Origin of the sequence: Micromonospora sp. RL09-050-HVF-A (assembly GCF_019374995.1) — a bacterium.
Lineage (GTDB): Bacteria > Actinomycetota > Actinomycetes > Mycobacteriales > Micromonosporaceae > Micromonospora > Micromonospora antibiotica.
The window spans coordinates 3,807,413-3,823,815 of the sequence record NZ_JAGKQP010000002.1 but is presented as its reverse complement, the minus strand read 5'-3'; the positions used below and the strand labels follow the sequence as shown (position 1 = coordinate 3,823,815).

At 73.0% G+C, this 16,403-nt stretch carries 9 protein-coding genes and 1 pseudogene; 4 read left to right on the top strand and 6 right to left on the bottom strand.

Annotation, left to right across the window (positions count from 1 at the left end):
* Positions 1 to 42: 42 nt before the first annotated feature.
* From J7462_RS16640 to J7462_RS16630, 3 genes are all read right to left on the bottom strand, one after another.
* A complete protein-coding gene (locus J7462_RS16640) occupies positions 43 to 3,315 on the bottom strand; it encodes a lamin tail domain-containing protein (protein WP_219464860.1) in 3,273 nt (1,090 codons plus the stop codon).
* 140 nt (positions 3,316 to 3,455) lie between these two features.
* A complete protein-coding gene (locus J7462_RS16635; RefSeq protein WP_208568329.1) occupies positions 3,456 to 4,472 on the bottom strand; it encodes a GNAT family N-acetyltransferase in 1,017 nt (338 codons plus the stop codon).
* 72 nt (positions 4,473 to 4,544) lie between these two features.
* Entirely contained in the window at positions 4,545 to 5,909 is a 1,365-nt protein-coding gene (locus J7462_RS16630) for a lytic murein transglycosylase (RefSeq protein WP_219464858.1), read from the bottom strand.
* A gap of 56 nt (positions 5,910 to 5,965) precedes the next feature.
* On the opposite strand from J7462_RS16630, the gene J7462_RS16625 reads away from it, so the two are divergent.
* Together J7462_RS16625 and J7462_RS16620 are read left to right on the top strand one after the other, a co-directional pair.
* The gene (locus tag J7462_RS16625; RefSeq protein ID WP_219464855.1) at positions 5,966 to 6,193 is read left to right on the top strand and encodes a zinc ribbon domain-containing protein; all 228 of its coding nucleotides are present in this window, start codon (positions 5,966 to 5,968) and stop codon (positions 6,191 to 6,193) included.
* A gap of 187 nt (positions 6,194 to 6,380) precedes the next feature.
* Positions 6,381 to 9,256: pseudogene (locus J7462_RS16620) on the top strand (NB-ARC domain-containing protein).
* A 125-nt stretch (positions 9,257 to 9,381) separates the two neighbouring features.
* On the opposite strand, the gene J7462_RS16615 reads toward J7462_RS16620, so the two are convergent.
* Positions 9,382 to 9,924: a phospholipase gene (locus J7462_RS16615; RefSeq protein WP_208568298.1), complete on the bottom strand. Its 543-nt coding sequence runs from the start codon at positions 9,922 to 9,924 to the stop codon at positions 9,382 to 9,384.
* A gap of 171 nt (positions 9,925 to 10,095) precedes the next feature.
* A complete protein-coding gene (locus J7462_RS16610) occupies positions 10,096 to 11,781 on the bottom strand; it encodes a family 10 glycosylhydrolase (protein ID WP_374197582.1) in 1,686 nt (561 codons plus the stop codon).
* Positions 11,782 to 12,182: 401 nt separating this feature from the next.
* Here J7462_RS16610 and J7462_RS16605 point away from each other — a divergent pair, with 401 nt between their 5' ends.
* Positions 12,183 to 13,676 (top strand): amino acid permease, encoded by a 1,494-nt coding sequence (locus tag J7462_RS16605; protein WP_219464851.1) that lies wholly within the window; start codon positions 12,183 to 12,185, stop codon positions 13,674 to 13,676.
* Between the two features lie 60 nt (positions 13,677 to 13,736).
* Here J7462_RS16605 and J7462_RS16600 read toward each other — a convergent pair whose 3' ends face one another.
* A complete protein-coding gene (locus J7462_RS16600) occupies positions 13,737 to 15,248 on the bottom strand; it encodes an alpha-N-arabinofuranosidase (RefSeq protein WP_219464849.1) in 1,512 nt (503 codons plus the stop codon).
* A 137-nt stretch (positions 15,249 to 15,385) separates the two neighbouring features.
* Here J7462_RS16600 and J7462_RS16595 point away from each other — a divergent pair, with 137 nt between their 5' ends.
* On the top strand, positions 15,386 to 16,387 hold the full coding sequence (locus J7462_RS16595) for a LacI family DNA-binding transcriptional regulator (protein WP_219464847.1): 1,002 nt from the start codon (positions 15,386 to 15,388) through the stop codon (positions 16,385 to 16,387).
* Positions 16,388 to 16,403: the final 16 nt, after the last annotated feature.

Sequence of the window (16,403 nt, the reverse complement as noted above, 5' to 3'; positions counted from 1 at the left end):
GGCGGGAAGCCGGACCGACGGGCCGTCGGAGGTGTGCAACCGTCAGTCGTCGTCGGTGATGGTGCCCGTCGCCAGCAGATCGGCGAACCGCAGGTTCAACGGGCCGGCCACTGCGAACGCGATCTTCTCGTCCGCCTCCCGTTTCCGGTCACCGCGCACGGTCACCGGAAACGCCAGCGAGGTCTGCCCGGCGGGCAGGGTCCGGCAGCCGACGTACGGGGTGAAGTCCAGCACGACCGTCGCGGTCAGCCCCACCGTGGCGGCGCAGAGCGTGGTCGGCTGGGACAGCGGACGGGACACGGTGACCTGGAACGTCATCGTGCTGCCACCCTGGTCTCCCTCCACCACGGTGGCGTCGGCCACCCGCAGCGACGGCTGGCTGCGGAACCGGGCCACCTGCGGGTCGTGGTCGCTGGCCCCCCGGGTGCCGTCCCCGGTGAACTCCGCCGGCCAGTCCGCGTTGACGTGCGCCGCCCGGATCTGCACCAGGTCGGCGTGCAGCGCGTCGTTGACGAACAGGTTGTCCAACGTCTGCGCCGCCCCCTGGAAGCTGTACGAGTACGCCGCCGACGGCACGTCGGCCACCAGGTCGTCCCAGAGGTTGTGCAGGCCGGCCCGGTAGAGCGGCCCGAGCTGGTCCGACGGGGTCGGGTTCGCGCCGGTCGCGATCGGGTCGTCCGGGCGGGGGAATACGTTCAGGTCCCCGCCGTACACCACCCGGGCGTCCGGGTCGGCGGCCTCGATCGCGGTGACGATCGCCGCGCCGTACGCGGCCTGCTCGGTGCGCTGCCCGACCCGGCTGTCCGGCCCGGACGAGTAGTGGTTGCTCAGCGCGTACAGCAGGTAGGACTCCGATCCGCCGGGGGTCGCCCGCACCACGAACTTGCCCAGCTGCGGGGCCCGGGTGAAGACGTTGTTGCCGTCCTTGCCCGTCGAGGTGTCGGTGTCGGCCGGCAGCACCGCGTTGAGCGCCTTCGGGTTCTGCACGTCCGCGTTGGACGCCAGCCCCGCCGACCGGTACTGCACCGTGGGCGCGGAACCCAGCAACGGATCGGTGGCGCTCGCCCCGGCCAGCGACAACCGGTCCGTGCGGTACAGGAACGCCGAGGTGATGCCCCGGGCGTCCGCGCCGGTGCGGTCGTACGTCGCCGCGTAGGCGGGACCACCGGCGGCCCGGATCGCCAGCGCCAGATCCTGGAGGGTGTCCGGAGCGCCGTCGGCGTTGTCGGTGGTGCCGCAGACCAGGCTGCTGCCGGAGACCGAGCAGATGTCCTGGTCCTCGGCCTCCTGCACCAGGATCAGATCCGGGGCGTGCAGGTCGGTGCGGATCTGCGCGGCCAGCTCGGACAGGTGCTCCCGGTAGTCGGCCTCGCCCGCCGGCACGTAGTCGAACGGCGGGGACACCCCCGGGCAGCCCGCGTTGCCGGTGAAGTCGCAACCGTCGAACGGGTCGTCGCGGAAGTCGTACAGGTTCTCCACGTTGTAGGTCGCCACCGCGACCTCCCGGGCCCGGTCCGCCGGGCGCGGCGGGTTGTTCGCCGCCGGGTCCACCCCGGCGGTCAGGGCCAGCGACTCCGGCTGCACGCTGAACTTGCTGAAGCCGTACGACACCGCACCGAACGCGTCGGCGGTGAGGGTGTCGAAGGTACGCGCGGGCGGGAGCAGCGCCGTCGAGTCACCGGCGGTGGCCTTCACGCCGCCACCGCCGAGCAGGATGCGCTGCCCGTTGCCGTTGTCGAAGAGCTGCCCCGGCACGTCGTCCAGTGGGTGGGCGTCCCGGAAGACCCGGCGGGCGTACGGGTCGGCCCGCTTCAACAGCGGATCCGCGCGGTCCACCACCCACACCTCGGAGTCGGCGGTGGAGCCGAACACGTCCCGGGGGCCGGTGACGCCGGAGCCGCTGCGGACCCGCAGGCGGGCCCCCTCGTGCCGCTCCCAGAACCGGTCGGCCGCCGAAGCGTCGGCCGGCGGGACCGCGTCGTCCACCGTCACGGCGGTGTTCACGTCGAGTCCGGTGTCGAGCCGGCGGACCAGCGAGGCACCGGAGAGCTGGGTCTGGTCGAAATACTCCGACACCCGGCCGCGCAGCACCACCTCGTCGCCGACGGTCGGCGCGTAGCCGCCGATCAGCGTGGTGAACGCGCCCATGAAGACGAAGATCCCGTCCGAGCTGAGGGGGTCGCCGTCCTCGGTGCCGGTACGGCTCTGCAGGTAGAAGCCGTACTGGTCGGCACCGGCCGAGGTGCGGGTCAGCGACTTCTGGGTGATCACGCCCCGCACGTCGTACAGCAGCGGGCTGGTGCCGGTGCCGGAGGGCGGGGCGAGCGGCGACCGGTCGGTGCGCGGGTTCTCGTCGTCGCGGGTCGGGCCCTGCACCTGGCCCACCGACAGCACCCCGTTGGCCTGCACGGTGAGCGGGCAGCTGGCGGTGCCGCCGTCGGCGTCCGTCGCGGTCACGGTGACCGTGTAGGTGCCGGCGGGCAGGCCGGTGGCGGTCACCGTCGCGGTCGCCGTGCCCCCCGGCGCGGTCGCCGGGGTGAACGCGGTACGGCTGATCGAGCCGCCCGCCGGGGCCGGGGTGACCGCGGTGACCGCCAGGTCGACGACCGTGTCGTCCGGGTCGGTGCCGGTCACCTCCCGGGTGCCGGTCGCGCCGGCCTCGATGGTCAACGTCCCGCCGCAGGTCAGCACGGCCGGCTGGTCGACCGGGCCGCCGCCGTCGAGGGTGTGCGCGCCCAGCCCGTCGAAGGTGTCGGTGGCGAACCCGGCCCACTGGGCGGCCGGGTCGAACGCGTCCGACGGGTCGGTGTCCCCGCTGGACACCGCCGGCAGCCGGCGCAGCGTGTTGTCGGCGGTGCTGGTCAGCCCGCTGCCCCACTCGCTGCCCGGGTCGACGCCCACCTGCCCGATCGCGTCGAGCACGACGGCACCCCGACGCAGCACGATCGCGTCGTCGCCGTTGAACAGGCTCGCGCCGGTGGTCTGGTCGGCCTGGGCGAGGATCGCCGGCCCGGCCGAGGCGGCGGCGAAGACGAAGACGTCCCCGGCGGCGACGGTACCGGTGAGGGCGATGGTGGTGGCCGTGGTGGCCCCGTTGAAATAGAGCTGGAGCTGGTAGCCACCGGCGGTCAGGTCGACCGCCGCGCCGGTGCCGTTGTACAGCTCGATCGCCTTGTTGTTCGACGAGCCTTCGACGTACTCGGAGATGAACAGGTCGGTGGGCGCGGCGGTGGCCGCGGTGGGAGCGACGCCGAGCACCGGTACGGCGACGACGGCGACGGTGGCGAGCGCGGCGAATCTGCGGCGCAGGCGCATGGGGCCTCCACGATGGGTGGACGGGAACCAACGCACGTTAAGGTGCGTCGCTGTCCGCCGTCCATCCCCCCGGGGGCGATGTGGTGAATTCGCGACAGTGCCGCCCGACACCCCCGATCGGACGCCGCCGGCCGCCCTGCTCAGCGCTGGGCGTCGAGCCGGTGCACCAGTTCGGCGACGTCCACGCTGTATTCGCACCAGTCCCGGTCGGCCTGGTAGCCCAACTCGGCGTTGACCTTCAGCATCGCCTCGTTGGCCTGGGCGTTCCAGGTCTGCACCTCGGTCAGCTCCGGCTCGGCGGACCGCAGCTCCAGCAGCATCCGCGCCTTGATCGCCCGGTCGATGCCGTAGCCCTGGTGGTCCCGCACCACGATGGTGTCGTACTGGTCGGCGCGGGTGGGGTGCTGGACCGGCACCACTACCTCGGTCAGGCCGGCCACCGTGCCGGTGCGCTCCTGGAGGGCCAGCACGATGTACGGCTTCATGCCCCGGCGGTGCAGCGTGTCGAGGCTGTCCCGCAGCCGCTGCGGATCGTACGAGCTGGGGCGCAGTTCGCCGTCGTCGACGTCGCGCACCTCGGCCTTGGCCCGCGCGTACGCCTCGATCAGGTCGTCGGACGGCCCACCCGGGTAGAACTCCAGGTGGTAACCCGGGTCGACGCCGGCCGCCATCTCGGTGAGCGCCGTCCAGTCGACCGTGCCCAGGTCGAGCACGCTGCGGGTCTCGACGTACTCGCGGGTGAAGCCCAGCGACGAGTAGAAGCCGATCGCGGGGGTGTCCCCGACGACCTCGACCCCGATCGACTGGAAGCCCTCCTGGTAGACCCGTCGGGCGGCGGTGCGCACCAACTCCCGGCCGAGCCCGCTGCGGCGCACCGCCGGGTGCACCAGGACCTCCAGCACGCCGATGTCCCCGAGCAGCAGCACGTGCACGTGCCCGAGGATGGTGCCGTGGCCGCCTCCGGCCGGCGGATCGTCCTCCGCCACCCAGGAGATGCGTCGTTCGCCGGGCATCACCTCGGAGAGGTACTCCCGCAGGGAATCCTCCCGCCAGGGCGGGTCCTGCGGGAGATCGGCGGCGAGGACCGCGTTCAGCGTGTCCAGTACGGAGCCGATCTCGGCGGACGACGCGGTTCGGGGATCCCACTCGCGCACCATCACGCGTCTAGCTTGCCGTCAACGGCTCTTCGGGGGAAGTGTCCGGTCCGCCAATGTATGCGAACGATCACCTCACGTACGGCTTGCGCGCCCGTACTCGTGGGCCTTGTCGAAGACGTCCTGTGCGTACCGGCGGACGTCGTTGTAGGAGAGGATGGCCCCCCACCAGTCGCCGGGGATGGTCATGTTCCGGCCGCCCTGGCACAGGTAGTTGCCGGCGGCGAGCGCGGTGTCGTCCAGGTCGTGCGGGTCCTTGCGGCCGTCGTTGTCGGCGTCCGCCCCGACCTGCTCCCAGGTGGTGGGGATGAACTGCATCGGTCCGATCGCCCGGTCGTAGACGGTGTCCCGGTCGAACAGCCCGCCGTCGGTGTCCCGGATCAGGGACCGCCCGCCCTTGCCGTCGAGCGGATCACCGATGATCTCCGGTACGGCCCGGCCGTCCGGTCCGAGCGTCGCGCCGTTGGCCTGCCCGTGCCGGGACTCCACGTAGCCGATCGCGGCGAGTGTGGTCCAGCTCAGCCGGCAGCTCGGGTTCGTCCGGGCGAGCACCAGCTCGGCGTAGCCGTACGCCTGCATGGCGATCGGGGAGACGGCCACCTTGGTGCCGGTGACCCGGGCCCAGTCACCCAGCGCGTCGGCGGGCCGGCCGGCGGCGGTGGGGGCGACCGGTCCGGTCGGCGCGACCCCGCCCGGTGGGAAGCCGGCCGGCGGCAGGGAGGGGACGCCTCCGCCCGGGAGCACCGGGATCCCGGTGGTCGTGGCGACCGACGGCAACCCGGAGCCGGTGGTGGCGGGGTCGTCCACCGCCACCGGTCGGGGTGCCCGGACCGCGCCCGGCACCACCACCGCGCCGACGGCGGCGGTCGCCGCGACCAGCGCGAACAGGAACAGGGCGGGCAACGTCAGCCGGCCGCTGGGACGACGGGACCAGGCCCGGGTGGCCCGGGTCGCGGCCCCCACCGCCTGCCGTGGTGGCGGCAGGCGGACGGCGTGCGCGAACGGGATCCGCCGCCGCCGACCCGCCACCGCGCCGCCACCCGCCGGCGGCTGCGTACCCGGCGTGGCCTCGTCGTCCCCGTCGCCCTTCGCGGCCGACCCGCCCTCGTCACCGGGACCGGTCTTCGCGGCCGGTTCGGCGTCGGTCTTCACGGCCGGTTCGGGTGTGCCGTCGGTGCCGGTCGTCGGGGTCGGCTCCGACCCGGGCGTCGTCGGCTGCGATTCGGGCGTCGTCGGCTGCGGCCGGACCTCGGGGGTCCGGGGTTGAGCGGCGGCGTCGGCCGTCGGGGAGACGGGGGCCGTAGGGGCCGGCGTGGACGAGGGGGCCCGGTGGGGTCGGCGGGGCCGGGGGATCCAGCCGCGCCGTGGAGCGGGGGGTACGTCCTCGGGTGGGGTCGCCGCCCGCAGGGGCCGTACCGTCGAATCTTCGCCGCTCACCACTGTTTGAGTATCACCCATGTCGGCCAGGGAGTCAGGTCCGGCCGTAGGGTGGGGGCATGCCCCGGTACGAGTTCCGCTGCCGCGCCTGCGGCGACACCTTCGAGGTCAACCGGCCGATGGCCGAGGCCGGTGCGCCGGCCGACTGCCCCCAGGGGCATGCCGACACGGTCAAGCTCCTGTCCACCGTGGCGGTCACCGGCCGTGGTGGCGGCTCCGGCTCCGGTGGCGCCCCTGCGGGTCCCGTCTCCGGTGGCGGTTGTTGCGGGGGCGGCTGCGGCTGCTGACCGGATCGTCCGGCGACCGGACCGGCTGGTGACCGGGTCGGAAACGACCCGATGTAACGGTGTGGCGCGTCGGTGCGCCAGGATCAGTGACCCCCTTGGGTCCGATATCGCCCAACCGTTCTCACGATGCGTGACCGGTTGACCATAGGGCAGCATGAACCCCGACGTCAGGGCGGAGGTGCCACGAATGTCGCCACGGATCCACCTCCCGAGCGGTTGGGTGACCTTCGTGTTCACCGACATCGAGGGTTCCACCCGGCTGGCCCAACTGCTCGGGTCGGACTATCGCCCGGTGCTCTGGGAGCACCGTCGCCTGCTGCGCGACACGCTGGCCGAGACCGACGGCGCGGAGCTGCTGACCGAGGGGGACTCGTTCTTCCTGGCCTTCCCGGACGCGTCGGCGGCGCTGACCGCCTGCCTGACCGCGCAGCGGGCGTTGTCCACCCACGAGTGGCCCAACCCGGAGGCAGCCCCGAAGGTGCGGATGGGACTGCACACCGGATACGCGGAACCCCGCGACGGCGAGTACGCCAGCCCCGAGGTGCACCGGGCCGCCCGGGTGGCTGCCGCCGCGCACGGTGGGCAGGTGCTCTGCTCGGCGTCGACCGCGCGGCTGGCCGAACCGCTGCCCACCGGGGCCACCCTGATCGACCTGGGCCTGCACCGGCTCAGGGGCTTCGACGACCGGGAACGGCTGTTCCAACTCGTCGCGCCGGGGCTCGGGCGGCAGTTCCCCCGCCCGCGTACCGCCGAGGCGTTGGCGCACAACCTGCCCACCCAGGTCACCTCGTTCGTCGGCCGGGAGACCGAACGGGTCGAGCTGGATCTGCTGATCCGTCGGCACCGGCTGGTCACCGTGGTCGGTGCGGGTGGCGCCGGCAAGACCCGGCTCGCCGTCGAGGTGGCGTCCGGCCAGGTGGAGGCGTACCCGGACGGGGTGTGGTTCGTCGACATCGCCACGGTCACCGACCCGGGGCTGGTGGCGTTCGCGATCGCCGCCGTGCTCGGGGCCCGTCCGGAACCGGGCCGCCCGATCCTGGACACCCTGGTCGAGTACGCGGCCGTCCGGCGGATGCTGGTGGTCCTCGACACCTGTGACGCCCAGCCGGCGGCCTGTGCCGAGGTGATCTCCCGGCTGCTCGCCGGTGGCAGCGGACTGCGGGTGCTGGCCACCAGTCGGGAGGCGTTCGGCCTGCTCGGTGAGGTGGTGTGGCGGATTCCGCCGCTGGCGGTCGACCCGCAGCCGGGGCGTACCGAGAGCGACGCGGTGGCGTTGCTGCTGGACCGGACGGCGGCGGCCCGGGGCGGTCGCCCGCCGGAGTGGACGGAGGCCGCCGACCTGCGCCGGGTGGTGCAGCGGCTGGATGGGCTGCCGTTGGCGATCGAGTTGGCCGCGGCCCGGCTGCGGGTGCTCTCCGCCGGTCAGTTGGCCGCCCGGCTGGACGACATGCTGGGCACTCTCGACGCCGGGCGGGACGCCCCGGAGCCACCCGCCGAGCGGGGTTGGGCGGGCAACCAGCAGGACACCGTGGACCTGGTCGCAGCAGCCTCCGGGCAGACGCCGCCGAGCCCTGCGCACCGGGCGGTGCAGCGTTCCGCCACCGAGCGGCACCTCACCATGCAGGCCACGGTCACCTGGTCGTACCGGACGTTGGGGCCCCGGTCCGCCCGGTTGCTGCGCTGGTTGGCGGTCTTCGCCGGGCCGGTGGACCTGGCCACGGTGGAGTGGCTGTTCGCCGACGACCCGCTCGATCCGCTGTCGGTGCTGGTGGACAAGTCGATGGTGCTGGCCGAGCCGCACGCCTCCGGCAGCACCTACCGGATGCTCGACCCGATCCGGGCGTACGCGGCGCGTCGGCTGGTCGAGACCGGCGAGGAGCAGGCTGCCCGGGACCGGCACGTGGCCTGGGCCCAGCACGCGCTGCACCGGGCCCACCTCGGGGCGGACGGCCGGCCGGTCACCCTGTCGCTGTACGCGGTGGACCCGCTGGCCCGTGAGTTGCGGGCGGCGCTGCGCTGGTCGGCCACCGGGGGCAGTGCGCGGGCCGGGCTGCTGCTGGCCGGTGGGCTGGACCAGTGGTGGCGGGAGCGGGGGCTGTCCCGGGAGGCCCGGCTGTGGCTGTTCCGGCTGTACGGGCGGATCGCCGAGACCGGGGAGGCGATCCCCGAGGCGGAGCTGGCGGCGGCGTACCACCTGCACTCGCTGCACGCCGGTGCGGACGGCGAGTTCGCCGAGGAGCTGCGGTTCTCGCAGCGGGCGGAGGCGGCGGCCCGGCAGGCCGGTGACGCGGGGCTGCTGGCCCGGGTGCTCGCCGGGCGGGCCGCGCCGCTGGTCGACATGGGGCAGTTCGCCGAGGCGGAGCGGGTCTGCCGGGAGGTCATCGACTGGGCGGGCGAGTTGGAGGTCAGCGGGGACGCCCTGCTGGCCGTCTACAACCTGGCGGAGCTGCTGTGGCGGCGGGGTGCGTTGGCGGAGGCGGCGGAGCTGCTCGGGCGGCCCGCCCGGCGGAGGCGGCCCGGCCGGTGGAGCGGGGCTACCGGTCGGTGGACATGCTGCTGGGCATGGTGGCGTTGGCCCGGCACGACCTGGTGGCCGCGCACGACCACCTGTTGGTGGCGCTGCGGGCCCGGATGGGGCACGGCTACCACGGGCGGGCCTGCGACACGGTGAACGCGGTGGCGGTGCGGTGTGCGCTGGGCGGGGAGCCGGTGACGGCGGCCCGGTTGTTCGGCGCGGCCCAGGCCACCCGGGCCCGGTTGCGGGGCACTCCGGGCATCTTCGCCACGTACTGGCAGGAGCGGCAGGTCGAGCTGCGGCGCACCCTCGGCGACGCGGCCTTCGACGCGGCCTACGGCGAGGGCGGCGAGTTGGGTCTGGAGGAGGCGGCGGCGTTGGCGTTCGCCGTGGAGCACCCGGATCTGGCGGCGGACTCGGTCCGGTTCCGGGCGACCGGTGTGGTGACGCCGCGACCGACCGGCACGGCCACCCCCCGGCCGGCCGGCGCGGTCACCCCTCGACCGCTGGCCCGCCGCGATGCGGAACGTCGGGAGGAGTGGGCCTGACCCGCCGCGCCGTCCGACGGGCGCGGCGGCGATCCGGCGGACATGAGCGCGGCGCACAGACCGACCGGTGGGCGTGGGCGTCCGGCGGCGCGGGCCGCGCCGCCGGACGCCCGGCTGCCGGTGGGTCAGCCGCGTCGGGCGGCGGCCCGCTCGGCGTCGGCCTTCATCCGGGCGGCCCGGTCGAGGTCGGCCTGCGAGACGGCGGCGACCGAACCGAAGATGCTGACCGCCTGGTAGTACGTCCAGGCGAGGCTGGTGCAGGCCGGGCGGACGACTGAGTTGTAGGTGGCGCAGACCCGCTTGAGGTCCTCGTAGAAGGCGCTGTCCAGGCGGGCCTTGTTGGCCGAGAAGATCCCCATCGCCTTGTGGTTGCGGTAGCCGAAGTCGTGCCGGTAGCAGGAGAGGTTGAAGGTGAAGCCGAGCGGGTTGTCCGGGCTGGACGAGCAGTAGTCGGTGGACCAGTCGAAGCCGTAGTCCGCCCAGGCGGCCTGGTTGAGGCGACCGGAGTTCCAGGCGTTGTAGCTGCTGGCGCTGGTCTGGGTCCAGCTGCTCAGCACGCTGAGCTTTTGCGAGGTGCTCACCGCGGCGGATGCGGGTGAGCCGACGCCGAGCACGCTGAGCAGGGCGAACGTGCCGGCGGCGAGGGCGGTGGCGAGACGACGGGACAAGTTTTCCTCCGCGGGATGGGCGGTACGGTGTGTCACCGGTTGGTCACCGGAGTTAGATCAGTCTCGATCAATGTCCCGTCGGTGGGGCGTGGTGGAGGCGACGTATTGGTGACATACGTCGAAACAGACGAATGCCCCGGGTGCCGGAGCACCCGGGGCGTCCGAGGACGATCAGCGCACCACCCGCGCCGACGAGGCGGCACTCTCGTTCCACGACCGGTCCAGCGCGGTCACCTGGTAGGTGTACGCCCGACCCGGCTCGGCGGTGCCGTCCACCCAGGACTGCGGCTGCCCCGGGGCGGCCCGGACCGTGCCGACCAGGTGTGCCGCGTCGGCCCGCCCGCACCCCTCGACCGGGCCGGGCCCGTCGAAGCGGTAGACCGCGTACGACGTGGCGGTGCCGAGTGGGCCCGTCCCGTCGGCCGGCTGCCGCCAACGCAGACGTACCCCCTCGGTGGTCCGCTCGGCCCGGGTGAGTGCCGGACGCAGCAGCGGCTTGGCCGGCAGGTGCGCCATGGTCGGCACCAGCGCCGGACGGGAGTAGTGCGCGGCGGCGTAACGGCTCGTCGCGCCGAGCCGGTCGGCCCGCACCTGCACCGCCGAGAAGTGCACGTTGCCGAGCACCTCCGGGTACGCCCGGTTCAGCGTCAGGTGGTCCGACAGTTCCTGCGGGTTCATCCAGTACGTGCCGTAGGCCGGGTCGCCGCTCTTGTAGTCCGCCTGGCCGATGTAGAGCTGCACCCGGGTGCCGCGTACCGTCTGCGCCCACCAGGGCACCAGTCGGGCGTAGTCGGCGGCCGGATACTGGCCGATGTACCAGTAGAGCTGCGGCACGACGTAGTCGATCCACTCCTGCTTGACCCACCTGCGGGTGTCGGCCGAGATGATGTCGTACGACTGGCTGCCGGTGGTGTCCGAGCCGTCCGGGTCGGCGCTGGCGTTGCGCCAGATGCCGAACGGGCTCACCCCGAACTTCACCCACGGCTTGACCGCCTTGACCCTGACCCCCATTTCCTGGATCAGCAGGTCGATGTTGTCCCGCCGCCAGGCCGCCCGGTCGGTGAACCCTCGGTGGTACGCGGCGAACGTCGCATCGTCCGGCACCGGGTACGTGCCGCTCGGGTACGGGTAGAAGTAGTCGTCGAAGTGCACGCCGTCGATGTCGTACCGGCGGACCGCGTCGAGTATCGCGGTCTGGACGAACTCACGGACCTGCGGGACGCCCGGGTCGTAGTAGAGCCGGCTGCCCGCGACGCCGGCCGGCGGGTAGGCGAAGGTCCACTTCGGATGCTGCCGGGCCGGATGGTCCGGGGCGAGCTGTCCCAGGTCGGCACCCGCGCCCCCGGGTGCCGGCATGGAGATCCGGTACGGGTTGAACCAGGCGTGGAACTCCAGGTTCCGCAGGTGTGACTCGGCGACCAGGAAGGCCAGCGGATCCCAGCCCGGGTCCTGCCCCCGTACCCCGGTCAGGTACTCCGACCACGGCTCGTACGGCGACGGCCAGAACGCGTCGGCGGTCGGCCGGACCTGCACCACCACCGCGTTGTGGTGCAGTCGCTGCGCCAGGTCGAGCCAGCCCCGGTACTCCGCCTGCTGGGCGGCGATCCGGTCCGGGGCGGTACGGGAGGCCGCGCTCGGCCAGTCGATGTTCACCACCGACGAGATCCACATCGCCCGGAACTGCCGCTTCGGCACCGCCGGATCGACCGCACAGACGACACCACCCCCGCCGACGGTGCCGCCCCCGCCGCCGAACCCGGCCCCGGCCGCGTCGACCGCCCCCACCGGCCCGCCCCACCCCACTCCGCCGACCAGCCCCAGTATCAACCCCACCACACCGACCCGAGCCACCTTCACACTCCACATCCCTTCACCATCTCCCCATCCCACCCCCCACCCCCACCCCCACCCCCACCTCGCCTCGTCCCACCTCGTCCCGCCCCGGTGATCAAGAGGTTTGCGTCATCCAGCGCGCGAAAGTTGACGTAAACCTCTTGATCACCGGGGCGAGGGGTGGGGTGGGTGGGGGTGGGGGTGGGGGGAAAGTTTCATATTGGGGTGGGTGGGCGCAAGGGGTGGCGGGTGGTGGGTGGGGCGGTTGGGTGATGGGGGTGGGGTGACCGAAAGTGGTCGTTGGGGGACACGGGGTTGATGTTTTGGTGGTGGGGAGGGGGCGATTGGTGGTCGGTGTGGGTGGGTAGCAACGCGCGGCACCGGTCGCCAGCAGGGCGGTCGCGGTGGTGGGAGGGGTGAGTACGGTGTCTGTGCTGCGAACCAAACCGATCAAGGATGTGGTTGCCCAGGGCAACGCGGACGGCAGCGACGGCAGCCCCGGTCTCAAACGCCGGCTCGGTGCCCGCGACCTCACCGGCTTCGGCATCGGCATCGTGATCGGCACCGGCATCTTCACCCTCACCGGCATCGAGGCACGCGACAGCGCCGGGCCGGGCGTGGTGATCTCGTTCGCCATCGCCGGGGTGGTCGCCCTGCTCGCGGCCCTCTGCTACGCCGAGTTGGCGTCCAGCGTGCCGACCGCCGGCAGCGCGTACACCTACGCGTACGCCACGATGGGTGAGATCGTCGCGTGGATCATCGGGTGGGACCTGCTGCTGGAGTTCGCGCTCGGCGCGGCGGTGGTGGCCCGGGGCTGGTCCGGTTACCTGGCCGAGCTGTTCGGCCTGCCGAGCACCTGGTTCGCCGAAGAGGGCAGCGTGGTCAACCTCGGCGCGATCGGCATCGTGCTGCTGCTCGGTGTGGTCGCCATCATCGGCATCCGCGAGTCCGCCCGGATCACCAACATCCTGGTGCTGGTAAAGGTCGCCATCTGCATCTTCGTCGTGGTCGCCGGGTTGTTCTTCGTCAAGTCCGCCAACCTCAGCCCGTTCATCCCGCCGGCCGAGCCGGCCGGTGCCGGTGACGACGGCATCAAGCAGCCGGTCGTGCAGGCGTTCTTCGGGCTGGAGCCGTCCGTCTTCGGTTTCGTCGGGGTGCTCAGCGCCGCCGCCGTGGTCTTCTTCGCGTACACCGGGTTCGAGGCGGTGGCGAACCTGGGTGAGGAGACCAGGCGGCCCAAGCGGGACCTGACCCTGGGGTTGTTCGGCACGCTGTTGATCTCCACCGCGCTCTACGTCGGCGTCTCGCTGGTCGTGGTCGGCATGGTGCCGTACGGCGAGATCGACCGGGGTGCCCCGATCGCCGCAGCCTTCAACGCGGTCGGTGCGAGCTGGGCCGGGGTGCTGGTCTCCATCGCGGCCGTGGCCGGCCTGACCAGCGTGATCCTGGTCGACCTGGTGGCCATGGGCCGGATCGGGTTCGCCATCTCCCGGGACGGGTTGATCCCGCCCGCCGTCGCCAAGATCCACCCGCGTTGGGGGACCCCGTACCGGATCTCCGCCGTGATGACGGTGGTGGTGGCGCTGCTCGCCGGGTTCCTGCCGCTGTCCGCGTTGGCCGATCTGGTCAGCATCGGCGCGCTCTGCGCCTTCATGATCGTCGCCATCGCGGTGCCGATCCTGCGCCGTAAGCGCCCCGACCTGGAGCGGCCGTTCCGGGTCCCGTTCTCCCCGGTGCTGCCGATCTTCACCGCGCTGGCCTGCCTGTACCTCACGCTCAACCTGTCGATCGAGACCTGGATCAGGTTCCTCATCTGGATGGCGCTCGGCGGGATCATCTACTTCGGCTACGGCTACCGCCGCAACCGTCTCGCCACCGGTGAAGCCGAGGACCGGGCCAAGGAGCGTGCCCCGGCGTGACGACCCGGGGGTGCCGGCCACCCCGGGCCGCCGGTCGGTCATTCCGGTGGCCCGGGGTGGTCAGGGTCGGGGGGCGAAGCGCAGCAGGTTCCAGGAGATCGCCGGCAGGCGTACGGAGCAGCGGTCGCCGTCGACGGTGGCGGTGGGCAACTCCCGGGGCGTCACCCGGTCGGGCTCCGCCTCGGTGTTGATCGCGTCCGGGTCGTCCCCGGCGGCCAGGCTGAGGTGCTGCACCTGGTGCAGCCCGGACAGGCCCCGCAGGTCGATCTCCACCGGGAGGGCGTCGGTGCCCCGGTTGACCGCGAACACGGTCAGCCCGCCGGACTCCTCGTCGTGCAGCGCGACGGTGTCCAACATCGGCACGTCGCCGTACCGCTTCGTGGCGTAGTGCGGCGAGACCGGCTCGGTGCGCAGCACGGTGCCGGTGGCGTGGCGGGCGGTCAGGGCGAACGGGTGGAAGATGCTCTGCCGCCAGGCCGGCCCGCCGGTGCGGGTACGGATCGGGGCGATCACGTTGGCCAGCTGCGCCTGGGCGGCGACACCGACCCGGTCGGCGTGCCGGAGCAGGGTGATCAGCAGGTCGCCGACCACCACCGCGTCGACGGCGGTGTAGTCGTCCTCAAGCAGCGCGGGTGCCTCGACCCAGCCGCGCGCGTCCAGGTCGCCCTGGACGCGGGACTGGTACCAGACGTTCCACTCGTCGAAGGAGATCTTCAGCTTGCGGGTCTGGCGCAGCCGGGCGGCCACGTGGTCGGCGGTGGCGACGACCTCGGTGATGAACTGGTCCATGTCGACGGCGGAGGCGAGCAGGCTGGCCCGGTCGCCGTCGGTCGGGTCGTAGTAGGAGTGCGCGGAGATGTAGTCGACCTGCTCGTAGGTGTGTTCCAGCACGGTCGCCTCCCAGGAGGCGAAGGTGGGCATGCCCCGGCCGGAACTGCCGCAGGCGACCAGGCTGATCGAGGGGTCGATCAGCTTCATCGCCCGCGCGGTCTCGGCGGCGAGCCGGCCGTACTCCTCGGCGGTCTTGTGGCCGACCTGCCACGGGCCGTCCAGTTCGTTGCCGAGGCACCACAACCGCACGCCGTACGGCTGCTGCGCGCCGTGTGCGCGACGCAGGTCGGACAGCCGGGTGCCGCCCGGGTGGTTGGCGTACTCCAGCAGGTCGCACGCCTCCTGGACGCCCCGGGTGCCGAGGTTGACCGCCATCATCGGCTCGACCTGCGCGGCGGTGGCCCAGGCCATGAACTCGTCGAGGCCGAACGCGTTGGTCTCGATGGTCTTCCAGGCCAGGTCCAGCCGGCGGGGGCGGTCGTCGACCGGGCCGACACCGTCCTCCCAGCGGTAGCCGGAGACGAAGTTGCCGCCGGGGTAGCGGACCATCGAGACGCCCAGCTCCCGGGTCAGCTCCAGCACGTCGCGGCGCAGGCCGAGCGGGTCGGCCCCAGGGTGCCCCGGCTCGTAGATGCCGCCGTAGACGCAGCGGCCCAGGTGTTCGACGAAGGAGCCGAAGAGCCGGCGGTCCACCGGGCCGACCGTGAAGGCCGGGTCGATCGTCAACCGTGCTGCACGCACGGGCCCACCTCTTCCCCTGAGCTGCTCGGAGCGACTACGGTCGATGCGCTGCTCCGCGTTTGTATACCGTTGTCGCCAACGTTGTAAAGGATCTCTCGCGCGATTCGGTCCGGTGGCGGACGCGGGAAGGAGCCCACGTGCGGCACCGACTGAAGGACGTGGCCGAACGGGCCGGGGTGTCGGTCAAGACCGTGTCGAACGTGGTCAACGGCTACCAGCACGTCCGGCCGGCCACCCGGGCCCGGGTCGAGGCGGCCCTCGCCGAACTGCGCTACCGGCCCAACCTGTCGGCTCGCAACCTGCGCAAGGGCCGTACCGGCGTGATCGCCCTCGCCGTGCCGGAGCTGGACATCCCCTATTTCGCCGAGTTGGCCCGGCACGTGGTGGCCGCCGCCGCCGACCACGGCTGGACCGTGCTCATCGACCAGACCGGCGGTGGCCGGGAACGGGAACGGGTCGCCGCCGCCGGCATCGGCGACCACCTGATCGACGGTCTGATCTTCAGCCCGCTGTCGCTGACCGCCGACGACCTCACCGACCTCGACGGCGTACCGATGGTGCTGCTCGGCGAGCGGGTGGACCACGGCCCCGCCGACCACGTGGTGATCGACAACGTGACCGCCGCCCGGGAGGTGACCGCCCACCTGATCGGCCTCGGCCGTCGCCGGATCGCCGCCGTCGGCGCGCAACCCACCCCCGAGGGGGCCGGCGCCCGCCTGCGGCTGGCCGGCTACACCGCCGCCCTGACCGAGGCCGGCATCGGGTACGACGAACGCCTCGTCGCCGCCACCCCGGCCTGGCGTCGCGCCGACGGCGCCGCCGCCCTGCGCCACCTGCTCGCCTCCGGAACCCGCCCGGACGCGGTGTTCTGCTTCAGCGACACCCTCGCCCTCGGCGCGCTGCGCGCCCTGCACGAGGCCGGCCTGCGGGTCCCCACCGACGTCGCCGTCGCCGGCTTCGACGACATCGAGGACGGGCGGTTCAGCGTCCCCACCCTGACCACTGTCGCCCCGGACAAGGAACGGATCGCCCGGCTCGCCGTGGACCTGCTCGCCGGCCGGCTGGGCGGGGACCGGGACGCGCCACCCCGGGAACTCACCGCCCCGCACCGCCTGACCCCCCGGGAGAGCACCGCCTGACGCCCGCCCTGCCCGC

Excerpts from the sequence above, each read along its gene's own strand:
- J7462_RS16635 (WP_208568329.1), bottom strand. The coding sequence starts at position 4,472 with ATGGTGCGCGAGTGGGATCCCCGAACCGCGTCGTCCGCCGAGATCGGC.
- J7462_RS16625 (WP_219464855.1), top strand. The coding sequence starts at position 5,966 with ATGCCCCGGTACGAGTTCCGCTGCCGCGCCTGCGGCGACACCTTCGAG.
- J7462_RS16640 (WP_219464860.1), bottom strand. The coding sequence starts at position 3,315 with ATGCGCCTGCGCCGCAGATTCGCCGCGCTCGCCACCGTCGCCGTCGTC.